This is a genomic window from Chryseobacterium sp. CH25, from assembly GCF_004119455.1.
Classification (GTDB): domain Bacteria; phylum Bacteroidota; class Bacteroidia; order Flavobacteriales; family Weeksellaceae; genus Chryseobacterium.
The window spans coordinates 43,847-65,565 of record NZ_NRQT01000014.1 but is presented as its reverse complement, the minus strand read 5'-3'; the positions used below and the strand labels follow the sequence as shown (position 1 = coordinate 65,565).

General features: G+C 35.2%; 22 protein-coding genes. 12 read left to right on the top strand and 10 right to left on the bottom strand.

The annotated features are described in order from the left end of the window. The first annotated feature begins 2 nt into the window (after positions 1 to 2). Entirely contained in the window at positions 3 to 2,090 is a 2,088-nt protein-coding gene (gene recG / locus BOQ64_RS21925) for an ATP-dependent DNA helicase RecG (RefSeq protein WP_129058752.1), read from the top strand. 593 nt (positions 2,091 to 2,683) lie between these two features. On the opposite strand, the gene BOQ64_RS21920 is transcribed toward recG, so the two are convergent. From BOQ64_RS21920 to dapA, 4 genes are all read right to left on the bottom strand, one after another. After that, complete coding sequence (locus BOQ64_RS21920) at positions 2,684 to 3,130, bottom strand: response regulator (RefSeq protein WP_129058751.1); 447 nt, start codon at positions 3,128 to 3,130, stop codon at positions 2,684 to 2,686. After that, positions 3,123 to 3,704, bottom strand: a complete 582-nt coding sequence (locus tag BOQ64_RS21915; protein WP_129058750.1) for a helix-turn-helix domain-containing protein — start codon at positions 3,702 to 3,704, stop codon at positions 3,123 to 3,125. The genes BOQ64_RS21920 and BOQ64_RS21915 overlap by 8 nt, the downstream gene beginning before the upstream one ends. A 293-nt stretch (positions 3,705 to 3,997) precedes the next feature. Next, a complete protein-coding gene (locus BOQ64_RS21910; RefSeq protein WP_129058749.1) occupies positions 3,998 to 4,501 on the bottom strand; it encodes a GNAT family N-acetyltransferase in 504 nt (167 codons plus the stop codon). 74 nt (positions 4,502 to 4,575) lie between these two features. Further along, positions 4,576 to 5,448 carry a 4-hydroxy-tetrahydrodipicolinate synthase gene (gene dapA / locus BOQ64_RS21905; RefSeq protein ID WP_129058748.1) on the bottom strand — a complete coding sequence of 291 codons (873 nt, stop codon included), beginning with the start codon at positions 5,446 to 5,448 and terminating at the stop codon, positions 4,576 to 4,578. A 194-nt stretch (positions 5,449 to 5,642) separates the two neighbouring features. Between dapA and BOQ64_RS21900 the strand changes: the two genes are divergently transcribed. From BOQ64_RS21900 to recO, 4 genes are read left to right on the top strand one after another with little or no spacing between them, the layout of a single operon-like run. Further along, positions 5,643 to 6,401 carry a 5'-nucleotidase C-terminal domain-containing protein gene (locus BOQ64_RS21900; protein WP_129058747.1) on the top strand — a complete coding sequence of 253 codons (759 nt, stop codon included), beginning with the start codon at positions 5,643 to 5,645 and terminating at the stop codon, positions 6,399 to 6,401. Then, entirely contained in the window at positions 6,401 to 7,351 is a 951-nt protein-coding gene (locus BOQ64_RS21895) for a bifunctional metallophosphatase/5'-nucleotidase (RefSeq protein WP_129058746.1), read from the top strand. Before BOQ64_RS21900 ends, BOQ64_RS21895 begins: the two co-directional genes overlap by 1 nt. 1 nt (position 7,352) lies before the next feature. Then, positions 7,353 to 9,608 (top strand): hypothetical protein, encoded by a 2,256-nt coding sequence (locus tag BOQ64_RS21890; protein ID WP_185147095.1) that lies wholly within the window; start codon positions 7,353 to 7,355, stop codon positions 9,606 to 9,608. Continuing rightward, on the top strand, positions 9,608 to 10,294 hold the full coding sequence (recO, locus tag BOQ64_RS21885; protein ID WP_129058745.1) for a DNA repair protein RecO: 687 nt from the start codon (positions 9,608 to 9,610) through the stop codon (positions 10,292 to 10,294). The genes BOQ64_RS21890 and recO overlap by 1 nt, the downstream gene beginning before the upstream one ends. A 61-nt stretch (positions 10,295 to 10,355) precedes the next feature. Here recO and BOQ64_RS21880 read toward each other — a convergent pair whose 3' ends face one another. Both BOQ64_RS21880 and BOQ64_RS21875 read right to left on the bottom strand, forming a co-directional pair. Continuing rightward, entirely contained in the window at positions 10,356 to 10,832 is a 477-nt protein-coding gene (locus BOQ64_RS21880; protein WP_129058744.1) for a GNAT family N-acetyltransferase, read from the bottom strand. Between the two features lie 2 nt (positions 10,833 to 10,834). After that, on the bottom strand, positions 10,835 to 11,452 hold the full coding sequence (locus BOQ64_RS21875; RefSeq protein WP_129058743.1) for a DUF1684 domain-containing protein: 618 nt from the start codon (positions 11,450 to 11,452) through the stop codon (positions 10,835 to 10,837). 131 nt (positions 11,453 to 11,583) lie between these two features. Here BOQ64_RS21875 and BOQ64_RS24265 point away from each other — a divergent pair, with 131 nt between their 5' ends. Both BOQ64_RS24265 and BOQ64_RS21870 read left to right on the top strand, forming a co-directional pair. After that, positions 11,584 to 11,781: a hypothetical protein gene (locus BOQ64_RS24265; RefSeq protein WP_228448523.1), complete on the top strand. Its 198-nt coding sequence runs from the start codon at positions 11,584 to 11,586 to the stop codon at positions 11,779 to 11,781. Continuing rightward, on the top strand, positions 11,778 to 13,163 hold the full coding sequence (locus tag BOQ64_RS21870) for a GMC family oxidoreductase N-terminal domain-containing protein (RefSeq protein WP_228448522.1): 1,386 nt from the start codon (positions 11,778 to 11,780) through the stop codon (positions 13,161 to 13,163). Before BOQ64_RS24265 ends, BOQ64_RS21870 begins: the two co-directional genes overlap by 4 nt. Here the strand turns inward: BOQ64_RS21870 and BOQ64_RS21865 are convergent. From BOQ64_RS21865 to mqo, 3 genes are all read right to left on the bottom strand, one after another. After that, positions 13,160 to 14,026 (bottom strand): AadS family aminoglycoside 6-adenylyltransferase, encoded by an 867-nt coding sequence (locus BOQ64_RS21865; RefSeq protein WP_129058742.1) that lies wholly within the window; start codon positions 14,024 to 14,026, stop codon positions 13,160 to 13,162. The two genes, BOQ64_RS21870 and BOQ64_RS21865, sit on opposite strands and share 4 nt — an antisense overlap. 2 nt (positions 14,027 to 14,028) lie before the next feature. Then, complete coding sequence (locus BOQ64_RS21860; protein WP_129058741.1) at positions 14,029 to 14,430, bottom strand: hypothetical protein; 402 nt, start codon at positions 14,428 to 14,430, stop codon at positions 14,029 to 14,031. A 77-nt stretch (positions 14,431 to 14,507) separates the two neighbouring features. After that, complete coding sequence (mqo, locus tag BOQ64_RS21855; protein WP_129058740.1) at positions 14,508 to 16,013, bottom strand: malate dehydrogenase (quinone); 1,506 nt, start codon at positions 16,011 to 16,013, stop codon at positions 14,508 to 14,510. 524 nt (positions 16,014 to 16,537) lie between these two features. On the opposite strand from mqo, the gene BOQ64_RS21850 reads away from it, so the two are divergent. Genes BOQ64_RS21850 through BOQ64_RS21840 form a run of 3 tightly spaced genes read left to right on the top strand, consistent with a single transcriptional unit; the run spans position 16,538 to position 19,265 of the window. Next, entirely contained in the window at positions 16,538 to 17,644 is a 1,107-nt protein-coding gene (locus BOQ64_RS21850; RefSeq protein ID WP_129058739.1) for a hypothetical protein, read from the top strand. A gap of 11 nt (positions 17,645 to 17,655) precedes the next feature. Next, a complete protein-coding gene (locus BOQ64_RS21845; protein WP_129058738.1) occupies positions 17,656 to 18,477 on the top strand; it encodes a hypothetical protein in 822 nt (273 codons plus the stop codon). A gap of 11 nt (positions 18,478 to 18,488) precedes the next feature. After that, positions 18,489 to 19,265, top strand: coding sequence for a hypothetical protein (locus tag BOQ64_RS21840; RefSeq protein ID WP_129058737.1), 777 nt, complete (start codon positions 18,489 to 18,491; stop codon positions 19,263 to 19,265). 75 nt (positions 19,266 to 19,340) lie between these two features. Here the strand turns inward: BOQ64_RS21840 and BOQ64_RS21835 are convergent, their stop codons facing one another. Then, positions 19,341 to 20,381, bottom strand: coding sequence for an NAD(P)H-dependent glycerol-3-phosphate dehydrogenase (locus BOQ64_RS21835; RefSeq protein WP_129058736.1), 1,041 nt, complete (start codon positions 20,379 to 20,381; stop codon positions 19,341 to 19,343). A gap of 225 nt (positions 20,382 to 20,606) precedes the next feature. On the opposite strand from BOQ64_RS21835, the gene BOQ64_RS21830 reads away from it, so the two are divergent. Then, positions 20,607 to 21,380 (top strand): M23 family peptidase, encoded by a 774-nt coding sequence (locus BOQ64_RS21830; protein WP_228448521.1) that lies wholly within the window; start codon positions 20,607 to 20,609, stop codon positions 21,378 to 21,380. Beyond that, positions 21,329 to 21,640 (top strand): M23 family metallopeptidase, encoded by a 312-nt coding sequence (locus BOQ64_RS24260; RefSeq protein ID WP_410494480.1) that lies wholly within the window; start codon positions 21,329 to 21,331, stop codon positions 21,638 to 21,640. Before BOQ64_RS21830 ends, BOQ64_RS24260 begins: the two co-directional genes overlap by 52 nt. Positions 21,641 to 21,719: the final 79 nt, after the last annotated feature.

Here is a 21,719-nt window from a genome sequence, read left to right as displayed (position 1 = left end):
AAATGACTTTAGAAACTTCCATAGAATATGTAAAAGGAATAGGTCCGGAAAGAGCCAAACTCATCAAAAGTGTGTTAGGATTATCCACTGTAGAAGATATGCTGAACTTCTATCCTATCCGCTATCTGGATAAAAGTAAAATCTATAAAGTTTCTCAGCTTCATGAGGAAACCAGTCAGGAAATTCAGTTTAAAGGCAGGATTACCCAGGTTCAGGAAATTCAGACTGGAAAAACAAAGAGATTAACAGCTAAATTCAATGATGATACAGGAAGTATGGATCTTGTATGGTTCCAGTATTCAAAATGGCTGAAAGAACAGCTTCCTATTAATCGCGAAGTTTATATCTTCGGGAAAATCAATGTTTTTAACCGCCAATTTTCCATGCCACATCCTGAAATTGAGGCTGAGGAAAAGAAAGAAGGAGAAACCCGTTTAAAACCCATTTATCCAAGTTCTGAAAAACTGACAAAAAGAGGTCTTAACCAAAGGTTTTTTCAAAATGCTTTAAGAAATATCTGCAGAGAAATTCCAAATCTTATTGAGGAAAATTTCCCTGAATATCTGATGAAGACTTTTAAGTTTATGCCACGACAGCATGCTTTTCTGAATGTACATTTCCCTAAGGACCAGGAACATTTTGATAAGGCAGATTTCAGACTGAAATTTGAAGAATCTTTCTTTTTTCAATTAGGATATGGTTTAAAAAAACTTCATCATAAAACACAGTCTTATGGCAACCCGTTTCCTATTATAGGGGATCATTTTAATGATTTTTATGAAAATCATCTTCCGTTTGAACTTACCGGTGCTCAAAAAAGAGTTTTAAAAGAAATCCGGATGGATATGAAAAGGCCGATTCAGATGAACAGGCTTTTACAGGGAGATGTAGGTTCCGGAAAAACAATGGTAGCTTTATTAACGATGCTGATTGCTATGGATAATGGTTTTCAGAGCTGTATGATGGCACCTACTGAAATTCTTGCCCAGCAGCATTATAATGGAATAAAAGATTTACTGGAAAAAACAGGAATCAATGTCCGGTTACTGACTGGTTCTACCAAAGCAAAAGAAAGAAGAATTATTCACGAAGAGCTGGAAAATGGGACACTTTCTATTCTTGTAGGGACTCACGCTGTTTTGGAAGATAAGGTTAAATTCAAGAATCTTGGGTTGTCTATTATTGATGAACAGCATAGATTCGGAGTGGCACAACGGGCTAAACTTTGGGCTAAAAATAAAATTCCACCTCATATTCTGGTGATGACGGCAACTCCTATTCCCAGAACACTGGCAATGAGTTTCTATTCTGATCTGGATGTTTCTGTGATTGATGAAATGCCTGTGGGAAGAAAACCAATTATCACAGCTCACAGACGTGAAAAAGACAGGCTGTATGTGTATAATTTCTGCAAGGATGAGATCAAAAAAGGAAGACAGGTGTATTTTGTTTATCCGTTGATTGAAGAATCTGAAACATTGGATTACAAAAATCTGATGGAAGGATTGGAACACGTTATGGATTTCTTTTCAGATTACAATGTTACCATGCTCCATGGAAAGATGAAACCGGATGAAAAGGATGCTGCTATGGCTTATTTCGCCTCAGGAAAAGCTGAAATTATGGTGGCTACTACTGTTATTGAAGTAGGGGTAAATGTTCCGAATGCTTCAGTAATGGTTATTGAAAGTTCTGAGAGGTTTGGCCTTTCACAGCTTCATCAGCTCAGAGGACGTGTAGGAAGAGGTGCTGAACAGAGCTACTGTATTCTGATGACTTCCGATAAGCTATCCAAGGAAAGCAGAACCCGTATTAAAACAATGACTGAAACCAATGATGGTTTTAAAATTTCTGAAGTTGATATGCAGCTTCGTGGTCCCGGTGATATTTTAGGAACCCAACAAAGTGGTGTGGTTGATTTTAAAAGACTGGATTTGGTAAATGATTCAGCTATTATTAAGACAACTAAAAATACAGTTGATAAAATCCTTGAAGCTGATCCTATGCTGTCCAGACAAGACAATCTGATTATTAAAAATTACTATATAAAGTACTATAAAGGGAAAAATAAATGGAGTAAAATTTCATAAAAAAACCGCAGAAAAAAACTTCCTGCGGTCCCCTTATAAAACTGTTATTTAGAAGAAATTACTTTTGGTCTGTTTTAAAAATTTATTTTAATAGCTTATACTTAATATTTTGTGATGTGGTGTGAAAATATCTATATATTATTTGAAGATAAGTCATCACTATTAAAATAAATTATAAAAAAACAAAATGAATTATTTTTCCAACTTGCTTATTATAAAAACTAACTGTGTCTAGTGGAGATGAGGGAATGAAACGAATAAAAATATCTCCAACTATTTCGAGTTTTCATGATTGTACCGTTTTGTTTAAAGATCTTCTATGCTTTAAAATTGGAAATGAATATAACCCATTTTGTTTACATCGTGATTTATATATTTTTACTGTAGAAACAATTACTTCTCATTCATCTGTATCTTCATGTATATAATCTAATTTGTGTCACTAGGTTTACATTTACAAATGTCTGCATATTACCTGTCTTCTTTTTTATATTATTTCAGTTATTAGTTATAAAATTTTCACTTTAATGTGAATATTATACAATAAATAACATTTCATTCTTTTAAAATGAAAGTTTAAAACAACATGTTAATCAAATCTTTAGAATAAAATTCTCTTTATTCAAACCAGAGGTATGATATTGCCAATTGATGGTAATAACTTCCGTAAGTACTTTTTTTAAAGTTCCAAAATCGGAAGGTTTTCTTATACAGATATTGTTTCCTCTTACAAAGGCTTCTTCAATTTCATTTTCGGAGATCTCTTCACTATAAATGGCAGTCACCATATTACTGAACTTTGGATTGGCTTTCAGTTCATCAATACATTCCATGCTCTTTTTTCCGGGAATAGTATAATTAATAAAAACAATTTCGGGAACTACAGCATCATTGTTATTGAGATACTCCATCAAACCTTTTCCATTATTGAAACATTGAACTTTTATAGAGATCTTCAGCTCTTTGAATATATTTTTAAAAAAAATTAAGGTGTTTTCATCGTTATCTGTTATAATTACGTTCAGAAATTCTTTATTCATACTGCATTTTAGGGTTTGTTACCATGCTTTGGGCTCTTCTTCTTTTTCCTATGATCTTTTGAAACTGTGAGGGAGTAATTCCTGTCGTATTTTTAAACTGAGTACTTAAATGCGCCACACTGGAATAATTCAGTTTATGGGCAATTTCGGTAAGACTTTGCTTATTTCTAATAATCAGAGCTTTTGCATGCTCTATTTTCTGGAGAATAATAAAATTCTCAATAGAAGTATAAGCAACCTCTGAAAACAGATTGGAAAGATATCCATAGCTGTGATTCAGTTTTTCAGAAATATAAATGGATGCTTTTACGGGAATTATCTCTTCAGAAAAGACAAGCTCCACAATAGTATCTTTTATTTTCTGTACCAAAGCCGTTTTCTGGCTTTCTATGATCTCAATACCATAATCCCCAAGATTTTTCTTGAATAGATTATGCTGTTCCTGAGTAAAAGGTTCATAGAACTCCACCTCACCGAAGTTCAGCAACCGGTATTTCAGCCCGTGCTCCTTCAGCTTTTCGTCCAATACCTTTTTACAAAGAGCATTGAAATCAAATTTAACGTACATTTTCATCCTGGTATAAGTAAGCCTATTTTTTTAGTAAATATAATAATTTATTTCAATTAAATGTGAAATAGGAGATATTTTTTTAACATAACATATATACGCAAAAACTCCTGTATCCGAAAATACAGGAATTTAAACACTAAGGATGAAAAAAATATACTGATAAAAAGCTATGTCAGCTCAAAACCAAGCATATGAATGTATTATTATAAGTGATTTGGTTCTGAAACAAAGATGATTCAAAAAAAGAAATCACCTGTTATAGAATTACGTGATAAAGTTACAAAATTTTAAGTCAATTACCCGTGAATTAGAAATTCCATTAAAAAATCATCCATCACAAATCCGTTTCCGATATCGAAAACACCTTCATCATACACCTTGTAGCCTTGAGATTCATAGAAATTTCTGGCAGCATTATTTTTATTCACATTAAGGATAATTCTATTATTTCCATTCTCAGATACTTTTTTATTTAAAAACAGAAGTGCCCCTTTTCCAAATCCCTTCCCTTTACTTTCCGGAACAAGATAAATGCGGTGCAGCTTTGTAGTTTTACCTTCATAATTGTGTTCGTACCCGATAAATCCTTCGTAAGAGTTACTATTTTCATCTTCAATCAGATAATAGTGGTAATCAGGATTCTGGAGTTGACTTTCAATTTCCTGTTCCGAATACATTTCGGAAAGCATATACTCCATTTGTTCTTCGGAAAGGATCTCTGCATAGGCATTTTCCCATGATCTTCTTGCCAGATCCTGAATCAGGGGAATATCCTTTCCTGTTGCTTGTATTAATTTCATATTTTATGGATTATGATTAAAAAAAGTGAAAAGCCTGAACTTTTCACTTTTTTGTATTGTATGATGTTTAATAATTAAATGTTAGCCATCTCAGCTTTAATTTTAGCATAAAGTCCTTCTGATGCCTGAACTAAAGGAAGTCTCAGATAATTCTTAATGATTCCTTTTTCTGTTAACACGACTTTAATACCACAAGGATTTCCTTCTGCAAAAATAAGACGGGTAATATCCACCAATTTATTGTGAATCTCATACGCTTCCTTTACCTTTCCTTCAAAGGCCAATTGCACCATAGTAGAGAATTCTTTCGGATACCCCTGCCCTATTACAGAAATTACGCCATCACCACCTGCTAAGGTTACAGGAAGAGTGAATTCGTCATCACCTGAAACCAAAGAGAATCCTTCCGGTTTCTTTCTAAGGATATCAAAATACTGTAAGATATTTGGAGATGCCTCTTTAATCATGAATAGATTCGGGAATTCCTTTGCAAGACGAAGTGTCGTATCTGCATCAACATTCTGCCCGGTTCTGGACGGAACATTATAAATGATAATATTTTTACCTGTAGAAGCTAAGGCTTTATAATGTTGATAAAGACCTTCCTGATTAGGTTTATTGTAATATGGAGATACAGAAAGTACCGCTTCAAATGCAGAAAGATCTGCTTCTTCAATCTGTTTCTTGACTTCAAGAGTATTGTTACCGCCAATTCCTAAAACCAAAGGAAGACGTTTATTATTCACCTTAATGATATGCTCAATTACCTGTTTCTTCTCTTCATCAGAAAGCGTTGCAGCCTCAGCTGTAGTTCCCAATACTACCAAATAATTGGTTCCGTTTTCAATATTATATTCAACAAGTTTTGTTAAACTGTCGAAGTCAACGGATAAATCTTCATTAAAGGGTGTTACCAACGCAACACCTACTCCTTTTAAAATGCTCATCTGTTCGAATTATTTTTGCCAAATTTAATCATTTACAATAAGAATTTATAATAAATAATAATGTTTTATTATACATATAGTTATATTTGCATATACTAAAAGATATTATGAAATTACTATAACAGAAATTGTTTACAAAAACACCGAAGTAATCAGTGATTGCATATGATCTTTACAAAAATAATTTACAGCATATGAAAAATAAATTCTTGTTATTAGGAATTGCTCTGGCATCTCTTACTGCATGCAAAACGGCTTCTGCGCCGCAGCTTGTGAATGTAAAGACCCAGAAAAACATTTCTATTAATAATGAGCTAAAGAATGATGATGAGTTTGTAAAATTTATTGAACCTTATAAGAAGAAATTGGATAAAGAGATGAATCAGAAAATCTCTCACACCAATACAGACCTTACAAAGCAGGGAGATAACAGCAACCTGGGAAATCTTTTAGCAGATTATACTCTTGAAGGCGGGGATGAATGGACGAAAACTCATCTTAAACAAAATGTAGACGCTGCGCTAATCAATATTGGTGGAATCCGTACTACAATTGGAAAAGGTGATATTATGCTGAAAAACCTTTTCGAAGTAATGCCTTTTGAGAATGAACTGATTATTGTAAAAATGAAAGGCGCAGATTTACCGGGACTTTTTGAATACTATGCTAAAACACAGGTCAACAATCCAGTCTCCCATTTATATATTGAAACAAAAAACGGACAACTATCCAAATCTTTAATTAACGGGAAAGAAGTAGATCCTAACAAAGATTACTATATTGCAACCTCAGATTATCTGGCTTTAGGTGGTGATAATATGAAATTCTTTTCAAAAGGTGAATCAATTCCTACGGGAGTTAAGCTTAGAGATTTATATATTGATTATTTCAAGAGAAATCCTGAAATAGTTTCTCCTACGGATGTTCGTTTAAATTTTATCGGTAAGAAGTAATGGATAGAAAAAGTTTTTTAAAAGCAATAGGTGGTGGATCTTTAGCAATGGCTTTAGCTCCCAATATGATGATGGCGGAAGAGTTAAAAATTCTTGATTTAAAATCCGCAAATAAACTAACCATCCTTCATACTAACGATCAGCACAGCAGAATAGAGCCTTTTGATGCAAGCTATACAAAAAATCCCAATCAAGGGGGCTTTGCAAGAAGGGCAAGCTTAATTCAGCAAATCAGAAATCAGGAAAGCAATGTACTTCTTCTTGATTCCGGAGATATCTTCCAGGGAACTCCTTATTTTAACTTTTTTGGTGGTGAACTGGAATTCAAATTAATGTCCATGATGAAGTATGATGCTTCCACCATGGGAAATCATGATTTTGATAATGGTCTTGAAGGGTTTTTAAAGGTTCTTCCGAATGCGAAGTTCCCTTTTATCTGTTCCAATTATGATTTTAAGAATACAATTCTGGATGGAAAAACATCTCCTTATAAAATCTTCAACAAGAATGGAATCAAGGTTGGAATTTTTGGAGTGGGAATTCAGTTGGACGGTCTTGTAGGTAAGAAACAATATGCAGAGACGGTGTATTCTGATCCAATTGAAGCAGCTCAGCACTATTCAGAGTTCTTGAAAAAAGACCAGAAATGTGATCTTGTCATTTGTCTTTCACATATAGGATATGACTACCATGATGAACCGAATAAGATAAGCGATAAAATTTTAGCCGCCAACACAGAAAATATTGATATTATTCTGGGTGGACATACTCATACATTTTTACCGGAACCTCAGACATTCACCAACAGACAAGGCAAAAACGTTCTTGTTAATCAGGTGGGATGGGCAGGGCTTCTATTAGGTAGAATAGATTTTTATTTTGATTCAAACAAAAACATACAGCATATTTCCTGGAACAATCAGGCAATAGACAGCAGCATAATAGCATAACATGAAAAAACTCTCTCTAATTTCTCTTGGTATTTTAGCCTCCCTGCAGTTTACAAAAGCTCAGGTCATTTCATCAAAAAAATGGGCAGATCTCTTTTCCTACAACAATGTCTTAGCCATGAAGGAAGACAATGGAAGAATAGTGGCTGCAACAGAAAACGGGATATTCTATTATACAATATCAACAGGAGAAATTACGAAGTTATCTAAAGCAAACGGGCTTCATAATATAAGAATAACAGCTTTCGATTATGATCCCAAAAGCAAAACCGGAGTTATTGGTTATGAAAACGGAGCAATAGATGTAGTTACCCCCAATGAAGTTAAGTATATTATTGACATTCCTATTGCTGCCGGATATAATGGAAACAAAAAAATTAACCACATCTCTATAACAGGAGAAAAAGCTGTAATTTCTGTAGGTTACGGGGTATCTATATTCGATATAAAGAAAAAAGAATTTGGAGACTCGGCCTTCTTTCTTACCGGTGGAGTATACGAAGCAAGTAATGAAGCTACAATATTTGGAAACAAAGTATATTCTGTAACAAATACCGGCTTAAAGAGCCATGAAATGAATACTACGTTTCCTGTATTTTCTACATGGACAACCGAAATTCCCGGAGCCTTCAAACATATTGATTCAGAATCAGAATTAGCATTTTCTTCTGCTACTGCTGCATTTGTCTATAATAATGGTGCTCCTATTCAGCTTCCTGTCAGTCTTGGAAATATTCAGGATGTTGTTGTAACCACAAGTAATGTTGTTGTTACAGACAGCAGAGTATATACTTTTGGACTTAATGGGACCAATTCCAGTGCTGTAGATTTTGGAGAGCAGTGTAATACTGCTACCATGGCAAGTGGAAAACTATATGGTGGAACTGTATTATCAGGAATAAAGGATGAAAGCAATCACAGCTACAAACCATCCGGACCACAGTTTAATTATGCTTATAAAATTAGTACATACGATAATAATCAGTTATTGGTTTCCACTGGAGCAAGAGCTGAAAGATATAACACACCGGTAATAAACCCGAAAAAACCAGGTTTTTATTATTATAATGGTGCAGAATGGATCTATCCTTCTTACTTTAAAACTTTTACCGGAACCCTCAATGTACTGGATGCTATCCTCAATCCCCTTGATACCAGCGAAGTTCTTTTTGCAAACTATGCATTGGATTCCCAGGGAATCTACAAACTGAAGTATAATGCTTCAAATAAAGATTTTGATTTTGTAAAATATTATTCTGTACAGGCTACTCCTACAAGCAGACGAGCAGTAGGTCTTACAACTGATGCCCAAAACAATATTTTTGCTGCATTTTCATTTAATAATGGTGGACCTGCAGTGGCTGTATATGATAAAGCTAAAGATGATTTCAATCTGAAAGTATCCAACTTTAAAAGTGCATCCGTACAAAAGCCTATCGTTTATGAAAATATGTTATGGATACCTTTATCAAGATCAAATGCTTTTTGGGTATATGATTACAAGGATCCACTCAACTTTTCTGATGATACCGACTATATATTAGTTGAAAAGAACGGATTTCCATCTACCGCATCAGGAACGTTATCCGTTGCTGTTGACAAAACCGGTGATGCATGGATCAGCACCGACAAAGGAGTAAGAGTTTTAGCTAATGCTGCTAAAGAAATAAAAGGTCTGGAGCCTAAAGTTGAACCTATAATTATAGAACAAAACGGGCTTGGTGAAGAGCTTTTCAGAGATTCCAGTATTCTTCAGATTGAAGTAGATGGAGGAAATTATAAATGGGTTTCTGTAGATGGTGGTGGTGTATATTACCTTTCTGCAGACGGTCAAAAGACCATCAAACATTTTACAATGGAGAACTCTCCTCTTCCTACTAATACTGTTACTGATATCAAAGTAGATAAAAAGACAGGAAAAGTATATTTTGTAACCTATAACGGTATTGTAACTTATCAGGGAGATATCACAGATGTAACTTCCAATTTCGGAGATGTAGTAGTTTATCCTAATCCTGTTGTTTATTCTAATTTCAAAGGGAAAGTGACCATTAAAGGACTGGCAGAAAAAACAAACATAAGAATTACCGATGCCGCAGGAAATGTTGTGCATTCTGCTGTAGCAAGAGGTGGCTATTATGAATGGGATCTTAACAACCAACGAGGAGCCAGAGTGGCATCAGGAATTTATTTTGTACTGATGACCAATGAAGACGGATCTGATAAAGCGACAGCCAAAATAGGCGTAGTCAATTAATGAATACACAAAACGGTTTTTTACTTTCATTCATCAAATATGGAGAAAATGATGCTGTATTGCATTGTTTTACAGAGGAGGATGGTTTTCAGTCTTATTTTCTGAAAGGAATATATTCCCGGAAAAATAAAAAGAAAGCCTTCCTGCAACCCCTGAATAAACTTAATTTCTCCATTAGTCCTGTAAGAGGTAATGGCATTCCCACTATTTCAAAATTTGAACTGGTAAAAGGTAATGATGCTTATGCTGATATAAAGGCAGGTACTGTCATATTTTTTATCTCAGACTTTCTTAATCAGGTTCTGAAGCTGGAAAATAAGAACCTTAACATCTTCTTCAGCATTGAAAGGTTTATTACTGAACTTGAACAACAAAACTATCAGTGTCATTTGTTATTTCTGCTTGTCATTCTAAAAGTGCAGGGGGTTGCTCCTTTAATAGGCGAAGGAAATTTTTTAGATCCGGAAACAGGAACATTTTCTACCATTTCTGCCCATCAATTATTCAATGAAGAAATTTCTATGATCTGGAAAAATATTCTTACTGCTGAAAATCTTTACAGTGTAAAAATACATCCTTCCCTAAGAAAAGATTTCCTGGATAGCCTTTTGGTATATTATCATTATCATATTACAGATTTTAAAACTCCAGCATCACTGGAAGTAATACAACAGATTTTTGAATAATCTTAAAAATAAAGAAGACCAGATTGATTCTCATTTATTCCTCTTTCCTTCAAACTCTAATTTAAATCTTTTTATACATCAGATATTGTGGCCCACTCCTTCCAATTCTGGTTTTACCGTCGTAAATATACCCTGCTTTCAGATAAATATGATACGCTGAATCATTTTTCTGGTTCACAGCCAAAACAATTTCATCACAATCTTTAAAGTTTTTTCTTACAAAATCATCTACCTGCAACATGGCAGCTTTCCCAATCCCCTTACCCTGCAGTTCAGGATTTACAGATAATGATCTTACCAGAACAGAATTCTCATTTTCTGTAAGCTCAAATTTATCATTTCCGAAATCCAAGACAAAAAATCCTGCCGGAATATTATTTACCAGAATCGTAATGGGGAACGCATCATCATCCTCTCTGGCCTCAATACTTTGTAAAGCCTGGTTTGCAGAAGCGGTAAAACGCAACTGGTTTTCATCTAAACTATAGCTAACTCCAGAAAGATGTTCTTCCGGTTTAAAAAAAACTAAGCTTATCATAATTAATGATGATAAATATCTTCATACATCACTCCTGCCCGTATTTCTACCGGAAGCTTATTTTCTTCAGGAACAATAGGACAGTTGTAATCGTAGGCGTTATAGGCACAGAACGGATGATAAGACTTGTTAAAATCCAGAATAATGGTATTTCTTTTCGGAATTTTCAAATCCATATATTTTCCACCACCATAGGTTTCTTTTTCATTGGTAGCATCACGGAATGGCAGAAAAAGATAATCTTTGTATTTATCCTGCTTAATCAGGGCAAGGCTTTGGTATAAAGTTAACGTATAAGGTTTTCCATCCAGTTCAAAAGTTGCCTTTCCATATTCTTTATAAGATTTTGTTTTCCCTGAAGAGGTTGGAAGATCAAAAGGCTGAGCATCTTCAGTTTTAACAAATTTTGCAGTTACCCGATATTTCATATCAATCGGAAAAAACGGATGCTTTTTAAAATTCTTAAAATTATCCCCACGCAAAGGAGTCTCTTTTGGGTCCAAATATTCTTTATCAAGCTCCTTTTGAAATTTTTTAACCTCTGCCATTTCCTTAGAAACTTTCTTTTGAGAAAAAACAAGCAGTGGTAACAACAAAAATATGAGTATATATCTTTTCATGAACATTAAATTATAAGTAAAACTATGAATTTTTCTGGGTATGAAAAGTTAAAAATCTACTAAAAAATATAATCTGTTTTAAATAAAATAGGTTCCCGTTGATCTAGCATACTTTTTGAGCAATAAAGCCCATGGACAGAAAGAAATTCATCAAAACAAGCATACTCGCTATTTCAGGTTTTTATTTTCTACAATCAGAGCTATTTCAGGCAGCTGAACAAAGAATAAATACAATTAAAGAAACCATTGATACCCCAATTATCATCATTGGAAGCGGATATGGTGGTGCTGTTTCTGCCCTCCGTCTGTGTGAGGCCGGAAAAAAGTGACCTTACTGGAAATGGGCCTTAACTGGGAAAAGGCAGGAATTCCATTTTCCAATCTTCTGAAGCCAGGAAAAAGCTCTGCATGGCTGAAAAAGAAAAGTATTGCTCCTTTTATGAATCTATTTTCACTCACTCCTTTCACCGGAGCACTGGATCGTCTTGATTTTGAGCATATAAAGATTTGGGTTGGAAGAGGTGTTGGCGGCGGTTCACTTGTTAACGGTGGAATGGCTGTAACACCCAAGGAAAGTTATTTCAGGGAAGTTTTCCCTACCCTTGATGCAGAAAAGTTTTACAGCCATTACTTTCCACTGGTTCGGGAAGAGCTTAAAGTAAATGTTATCGATGAGCAGTTTCTAAAGGACTGTCCTTATTACAAATTCACAAGAGTAGGTGAAGCAGAAGCCCAAAAAGCAGGTTTCAAAACTATGCGGGTTCCCAATGTATATGATTTTAAATACATGGAAAAGGAATATTTGAATGAAGTTCCCCGTTCTGCCCTCAATACTGAAGTGATCTATGGAAATAATCATGGGAAAAACAGCCTGGATAAAACCTATCTGAAAAAGGCTATGGAAACCGGAAACCTGGAAATACTGGACCTTCATCGGGTGGATCATATTAAACTCAATGATGATAAAAGCTACACTCTCAATGTTCAGCATATTGATACCTCGGGAAGTGTTGTGGCAGACAAAGTTTTTAACTGTAAAAAACTGATTCTTTCAGCAGGTACTATGGGAACATTAGAACTTTTATTACGTTCTAACGCTGTGAATAACTTTCCTGTTCATGAAAAAATTGGTAAGAATTGGGGGAACAACGGTAATTTTATGACTGGAAGAAACTGGGTAAAACCATTATCAGGCGGTACAGGTTCAAAACAGTCAACAATACCTGTAGGTGGAATAGATAACTGGGATGATAAAGAACACCCATTTTTCACAGAAATTGCGCCCTTGCCAATGGGAATGGATGTTGCCACAGCTTTATACCTACTTATCAACAGAGTATATAAAAAAGGAGAAGTAGGTTATGATACAATCAATCAGAAAATTACTTTAAACTGGAATGAAAGCAACACCATAAAAATGAGAGAGAATGCCAAATATTTTATCCGAAAAATGAACAATGCAAATGGCGGAACCAGAAGTCACTTCCTGTTCAATAATGGTTTTGGAGCAGATATTTGTTATCATCCCCTTGGTGGATGTGTATTAGGAGAAGCTACTAATGAGTTTGGAAAACTAAAAGATCATGAAAATCTGTATGTACTGGATGGGTCTTTAATTCCTGGAACTATTGGAGTGAATCCGTTTGTAACCATTACTGCGATTGCAGAATATTGTATTGAAAATCTTATTCAACAGAATGAATTTGCTTAAGGCAGCGCTTTTACTTCTGTAAGGTAATTCCGAATATCTGTTTCATGCTGAAAAGGATATTCAAAATTCAGTTTTTTAGATAAAGTAGTTCCCAATTCATGAACGAGGTCAGCAAAAGCAAATAATGCATTCCAATTTTCCTCAATATCACTTCCTGAAAAGGTAGCTTCTACTCTACCCCATAATTCAGTAGGGAGATATTTTTTGAAAAGCCTTCCGTGTTTATTAGTGGTTATATTATTCCAGCCATGAGAGTCTGCAATATACCATTCGATTAAAGGAACCAGATAATCTGATCTCAATATATTTTCAGACATGAATTTAGCATAGAAAATATCTCCTCTTTTGAGGCATTTTGCTACATAAGTTGTATCCCACCAGAAATCATTCAGCAACTTTTTAAACTCTGTTTCTGTTGGCTGCTGGATCATGATGGATTGATAGGTTGGAGCTTTCAAATCCCTGGTAAGACCATCTTTATCTACTAAAACCCTGTATCCGAGATCCCAATCTTCCGGAAGTACATCTTTTTTCACTTCTTCACAAAATTCCGGTACCTGATAAAGTTTAAAATCAACTTTAATATGGTCTCTGTACAAAACCATTTTCATGGCATGTTTTCCATCAAAAACAGCATCATCCTCTTCAATCATAGAAATTGGTTCTCCGAAAAGTCTGATCCATTCATTATAATCTTCGTAAGCCTTTCTGTTTTCAAAAACCAGTTCTACATCAAGATCACTAAAATTATCTACGGGAGCATAAGGATTTACCAAAGAACTGGTTAAGAGAGCCACACGGATATCCGGGTTATTTTCTGCCCAGTGAATAATTTGTTCAAGCTTTTCATCCCTACCCTTCATTGCTAATAAGATTCTGATATTTTTACGCGATAAACGTCTGAGGAATTTCTTTTAATGGATTCTACAAAGAAACCTCCTTCCTCAGGAATAACTTCTTTAAGATCGAAACTTTTACAGTCATTCGGCAGCCCTGAAAAGATCAAAGTAAACCAGAAATCCTTCATAAAGGGAACAGGCGTCCAATAAGGAGAAATTGAAATATTCTCTGCATGAATCATCTTGCTTCTATGCTCAGACTGGTTATCAAAAAGATAGGTTGAATGCCAGATTCTGATTAAATTTCCTAAAAATGGGGATGCGGGAAAGCAACAGTGTACAATCACCTGTTTCTCTTCTTCAATTTTTGTCTGAAGAGACTCCAGGAGTTCTTTTGCAATAACCGGCTTTATAACTATTTCTTCCACCTTTTTATGAGTAATAAGAGATGAGCAATGAGTAATGCTTTTCAGATTGTTTATTACTCATTGCTCATTATTAATATTTAGTATTCTAACTCAAGTTTTTCTTTTGTATATGCTCTTACTTTTTCAGTAAGTTCAGGATGCACTGCCAGCTTTTGTCCGTATGACGGAACCATTTCCAGCAACTTATCTTTCCATTCTCCATGAAGTTTCTCAGGGAAACATTTTTCAATAACTGTAAGCATTGCCTCTACTGCTGTAGATGCTCCCGGAGAAGCTCCCAACAATGAAGCAATGGTACCATTTTTATTCACCACTACTTCAGTTCCGAACTCCAGCTTACCACCTAACTTATCATCTTTCTTAATAATCTGAACTCTTTGCCCGGCTACTTTCAATTCCCAATCCTCTTCTTTAGCATCTTTGATAAATTCTCTCAAATGCTGCATTCTTTGAGACTTGGTCATTGCTACCTGCTGAATAAGATATTTAGTCAGAGGAAGATTATGCCACCAGGCTCCAAATAAAGATTTTAAATTTTTAGTATTAACACTTTCCGGTAAATCAAGATAACTTCCTTCTTTCAGGAACTTGGTTGAAAATCCTGCGAAAGGTCCGAAAAGAAGAGCTTTTTGCCCGTCAATAATTCTAAGATCAAGGTGTGGAACAGACATTGGCGGAGCATCTACAGTAGCCTGAGTATATACTTTAGCCTGGTGTTTTTCTACCAATTCCTGATTATGAGTTACCAACCATTGTCCTGAAACCGGGAAACCGCCGTATCCTTCGCTTTCTTTAATATCTGAACTATCCAATAACGGAAGTGCATATCCGCCGGCACCAATGAATACAAAGTCTGCATTCACTTCCTGCTTGTGGCTGTGGATTCTGTCCTTCACTTTCATTTCCCATTTTCCATCTTCCTTAGGGCTGATATCTTTTACTTCATGATACAGGAATACTTCCACTTTTGAATCTTCCAGAAGGTGTCTTCCCATTTTTCTTGTTAAAGTTCCGAAGTTAACATCCGTCCCCATATCCATTTTGGTAGCTGCCATTACTTCAGATTTGTTTCTTTTACTCATTACCAATGGAATCCATTCTCTCAGCTTATCATGATCTGTAGAAAATTCCATTCCGGAGAAAAGAACTGATTCAGACATTTTATCATGACGTTTCTTAAGATATTCGGCATCTTTTTCTCCAAATACCAGACTCATGTGTGGACAGGAATTGATGAAATCCTTTGGATCCTGAATATATCCTTTTGCCAGTAAATAAGCCCAGAACTGTTTTGAAATTTCAAACTGTTCTGCAATACTTTCTGCTTTCTTGATATCAATACTACCATCCGGATTTTCCGGTGTATAATTTAGCTCACAAAATGCGGAGTGCCCTGTTCCGGCGTTGTTCCAAGCGGCTGTACTTTCTTTGGCAAATCTTCCTAGTCTTTCGAAGATAGCAATTTCAAGATTTGGATCAAATTCATGCAGCAGCGTTGCTAAAGTAGCGCTCATGATTCCGCCCCCTATCAGTACAACGTCGTATTTAGGTTTCGGTGTTCTGCTTGTAAGCGATTGTGACATAATTTTAAATTTTAGTTCAAATTTCGGGAAAAGTTTTAAAAAGAGAAGCGCGTTTAACGATTTTAACACGTTAATTTTTGTTCTAAACACACTTCTTAATTACACAACACTATATAATGGAAAGTATCAATAACGGAGCATTGAAATGATTAATAATAACAATGATAAACAGGAAATTTAAATTAAAAAACAATTTATTTTAATCTCTTCATAATTCACCAATATGTAAGTAATTATCACATCAGCATACACCATTTATTTTACGTTGATAAAAGTTCATTTAAGTTTACCATACTCAAATATGCTAATCATAATAGTTTACGTCAATTCACTTTTTCAACAATAAGTGATTATTAATTAAGAAAAACATATTAAAAATCACATTCTATTGATAAATCAACAATTAAATAGATTTAATTTTACATAAAAATATTAAAATAATCATTTTTTATACGTATATTTAAATTGATTTAATACATATTCCGGTTGTATTTAATTAAAATTATTTCGTAAACATATTAAAGATGAAAATTGTTAACTTCGTAAGTACATTTTTCGCAACAGTGGCATTTGCCCAAAGCGGAAGTGTAGGAATCAACACGTCCAAACCGGACCCCAGTGCAATTTTGCATATTGAAAGTTTCAATGGAGTTTCAGCGGCTGCCACTGCTACAGTATCAGGCGGAGCCGTAACAGGAATTACCATTAATAATGGCGGAAGTGGATATACTACAGCTCCAACTGTAAACTTTTATGGTGGAGGACCTATTGTAAATGGCGGTACAAAAGCACGTGCAACTGCCAATATCACGAATGGTGTTCTTACCGGTATTACCATCAATAATGGCGGAAGTGGATATACCAGCGTGCCAACGGTTGTCATCTCCGGCGGAAACAAAGGAGTATTATTTCCAAATCTGGATATTGCCAGCCTCAGTAATACAAGTTCTCCGGTAGCCTCTCCTGCCAATGCCCTTATTGGCTTTAATGGTGGAACTAACAGTAATAATAAGGCTTTACACATTTTCAACGGAACTTTAAATCAATGGCAGAGTACCATTGATGCTGAAAATACACCTAAAGTTGCTTATCTTGATTTTACAGGAAGTTTATCAGCTCTGGATAATGCAGCAGCTGGTGTCAATACACAATTATTAGTAAATCTTCCTAACATTTCCGGTGTATCCAACATCAATGGGTTTAAAGTTGTTCAGAATCCAAGCTCAGGAGGATATTCTCTGGTTCTTCCTCAGGGAAACTATCTGGTAGAAGTAAATCTTAATTTAAATTCTCCCCCGGAAAATCCACCCGGACAGGGCGGAACCGCTCCTCTTACCGGCAGTACTTATTATCTGATGGGGTATTTTATAGACTTTACCAACGATGTATACAATAACACCAGCAATACATTTATATCAGGTACTAATACCAGAAAAGAAGTTCCGATTGTCTCAAAACTGAACACCAACCATTTAGCAACATGGTCCTATTATTACAGCGTTCCTGTAAATGCTAATGCCAACATTATTGGTGGATTAAGATTAAGACTGGGAAGAATGCAGAACAGTACATTCTATGACCTTGTGAATGTAATTCCTACCGGATCTTATATTAAAATTTCACAACTCTAAAAACACAAAAAATGAAAAGAAGTTATATCCTGCTATTATTTTTTATAGCACATACTTTATATGCGCAAGTAGGTATTGGGAAAACAACAATTAATGGTTCAGCCGTGTTGGAAGTATCTGAGTCCAACAATAAAGGCGTCCTTCTACCCAGAGTTGATATTACAGACATATTAAATAACATCAGCCCTGTCATTAATCCTACTCAGGGGTTAATTGTATATAATAAAGGAAATTCAATCAGTCCGGGGCTTTATATCTGGAAAAATAACAGATGGACGCAGCTGGCAGATACTTATAACCTGGTAAGCTATATGATGCTTCAGCGTATCACAGATTATCCTGTATTGGGAAATTTTACAAACGGTACATTTAAAAATTTTAATGATGCAGCTTTTACAGTAGTTTCTAATGATATTGGAGCTTCTTATAATACATCAACAGGAGCCATTACTCTTCCTGGAAACAGCGGATATCTGGTGAATGTATGTCTTAATATAAGAACGGCCTTAGAAACTTCCACTACTGGAATTGGCGGTACTCCAATTCATTTACATCAGTATCTTGTAAAACTTGTTGACCCTATTTCCGGAACTCAATACGGTAAAACGATAAGCATTAATGCGCAGTCCATAGCAAGTAATAAAACGCATACTTTAAATATGAGTTTCTCGTTTGTCACTACTTCAGCAACCCCAATTACACTCATTCCTTCCATTGCTCACGATGCCGGAGGTACTTATCAGTTGGGAGCCGGGGGGGCTACTCCAAATAACGGTGAGATTATTATCACCAATGCAAAAGTAGATATTCAAAGATCAGCCCTTAACCAATAATCAGTATTACAATGAAAAATTATATTTATCTTGTTTGTATACCTTTTATACTGTTGGCTATATCCAGCAAAGCACAGGTTGGTATTAACACAAACACACCTAATTTCAGCAGCGTTTTAGATATTAACTCCTCTAATAAAGGAGTCTTATTTCCACAATATGATCTTACAGTACTTAACAGTACATCAACTCCCATTGCCAATCCTACAGATGGTCTTATGATTTACAATAAAGGGGGTTCGTCTGTTTTTCCTAAAGGATATTATGTATGGGTTCGGGATCAATGGCAGCGTATCATTATATCTGGAGCTGAGCCTCAGGCTATGTCATTAATTATTAACTCCGGTATCTTAATTCCTACCGGAAGTACAAATAATACCCTCACCAATTTTACAGTGGCAGCCAATAAAATTACAGGAGCTTCCTTAGGTTCTGATACCTCTACTATTACTTTACCGGCCGGAACTTATATTCTACGCTATTCGGTAGACTCCAGTAATGCCAATAACAATAACGGGACTGCTAATACACAATACCTTTCTCAAAATTTCACTTGCACACAATCTTATATGATTAATGCAGTAACCGGCACCAGCATTACGGAAACGAATAGAATGTGCCAATTATCCAGTTCATTTACTTTCTTTCAGGGAAGCTATTTTTTAAAGCTGACTACACCAACTACTATCCGACAAAAATTTGAATTTGATACAGGAAATGGCTTTACAGCCAGCAATCTGAATATAAGATCGTCACTGGCATTAGTTATAACAAAAATGAGCCAATAGAAAACTTACATTTCAGTTACTCGGATAGTGTAAAAAAATAAGGTTCTCATGAAGGAACCTTATTTTTTTATTTTATTAATTCAACTTTGCAGTTAACTTTTTAAACTGTTTTTCAGCATTTTTACCTTCATAAAGAATGGCATACACGGTATCAATAATCGGTAATTTCAAATTCTTCTGTTTTGATGTTTTGTAGATGGACTGCGCGGCATAATATCCTTCCGCTACCATGTTCATCGACTGAATAGCTGATTTTACGGTGTATCCTTTTCCGATAAGGTTTCCAAGATTTCTGTTTCTTGAGAACAGTGAATAAGCCGTTACCAGAAGATCTCCCAGATAAGCACTTTCATTTACATCTCTTGGTGCTTCATAAATTGCTTCAAGGAAAATTTCCATTTCACGGATCGCATTAGATACAAAGACAGCAGTGAAGTTGTCTCCATATCCCAGTCCACTGGCAATACCTGCTCCTATGGCAAAAATATTTTTAAGAATCGCGCTGTATTCATTTCCCAGAATATCCTTACTGGTTTGTACTTTGATGAAATCTGAGCTGAAAATTCCTTTCAGTGTTTCTGCTGTTTCATCTTCTACTGTAGCTACAGTAAGGTAAGAAAGTCTTTCCATCGCCACTTCTTCAGCATGACAAGGTCCTGCAATTACAGCCTGGTTTCTGAAACCTATTTTAAATTCATCACGCAGATAATGCGCTACCACATCATTCACTTTAGGAATAATCCCCTTAATTGCAGAAACAAAGATCTTATCTGAATAATCACATGTCATTTTATCCAATGTATCAGACAGATAAATGGAAGGTGTTGCCAGAACAATAACATCACAGGCAGAAACAAGTTCGTTAATATCCGTTGTTAACTTTAAGTTCTTCAGGTTAAAATGAGCAGCGGTAAGATAGGTTGGGTTATGTCCACGAAGCTCAATTGCACCTTTTACAAATTCACTTCTTACACACCAGTGCACAACTTTACAATTTTCAACAAGCATTTTTACAATAGCAGTTGCAAAACTTCCGCTTCCCACTACTCCTACAGAAACATCCTTTTTTGTTTTTTTTGGATTTGAAGATTCTGAAATAATTTTCTTTTTAGCCATAATTGGATTGTGAACTGCAAATATATTAAACAAAGATTTAACAGAATGCTTTAAGGCATGATAAAAAACCATTTTCTGAAAAAAAGAATGCTTCTACACAATTAAATATACAATTAAGCGTTAGATACAGAAAAAACTGAATTTTAATTAAGAATAACCAACAAAACTTATTTTTAATTAAATTTGCAGCTTCAAAACCGTTTTAAATATTCTAAGAGAGGAAATATGAAAAAATTTCTAAACAGCAAGAAGAACGTAAACATTCTCCTGGGAGGACTTTTATTAGTAGTTTTTGCACAAGGTATCTTTATTGCCAAACTTTTCTCAGAGAAGGATGACAAAAATTATGAAGTGAACCTTGTAAAAATAAACACTGAAAAAGACAGTGTAGATTATCTGAAAATGAAAACTGATCTTACTCTTGTAGATCAGACAGTTGCCCAACTGAACTCTTTCCTGAAGTCTAAGGACATCTCCAATGAAAAGCTAATGATGCTTGATCAGGACAGTATTGCCAATTCTATTTATCTTTCCAAACAAGCCAACCGATACAGTCAGTATCTGATGGACCTACAGAAAAAACTAATGCAGGTTCCATTAGGAATGCCTACAGATGGATATATTTCATCTAATTTCGGTATCAGGAAAAATCCTATTCCATTTAAAACTGTTTTTGCTTCAGTAAAATCAAGTGCATCAGCAGAAGCAAAACCTGTTGCTGCAGCAGCTCCTAAACCTGAAGTAAAGGCTGAGCCAGTAGAAAAAATCGTTGAGCTTACAGACAGCTATGGAAACAAAAGAGAAGTGAAAGTGATGGTAACTCCAAAATCCGCTCCAGTAGCTTCTGTGTCAGCTACTTCAGCTTCTGCTACAAAGTCTGTTGCCGGAACTGCTACTTCTAAAGCTGCTTCCATGGAAAAAATAATCCCCCAGCTGAAGCAGATCAGATGCAATTCCATAAAGGGCTTGATATTGCTGTTGCATTCGGTTCAGATGTAAGAGCCGCCGCTGCCGGAACTATTATTTTCTCCGGACAGAAAGGCGGATACGGAAATTGTGTAATTGTATCACATGGAAACGGACTGGCTACTCTTTACGGACATTTATCACAACTTGTTTCTAAAGTGAATGATAAAGTAAAAGTAGGTCAGGTCATTGCAAAATCCGGCAATTCCGGACGTTCTACAGGACCTCATCTTCATTATGAAGTACATAAAAACAATACTCCGGTGAATCCGAGGTTGTTTATGAATCTATAAAAAAAGAAGGTTGCCCCTATGGACAACCTTCTTTTTATTTCTATAATTTTGATTTTTAAATACTGATTGCAATATATCT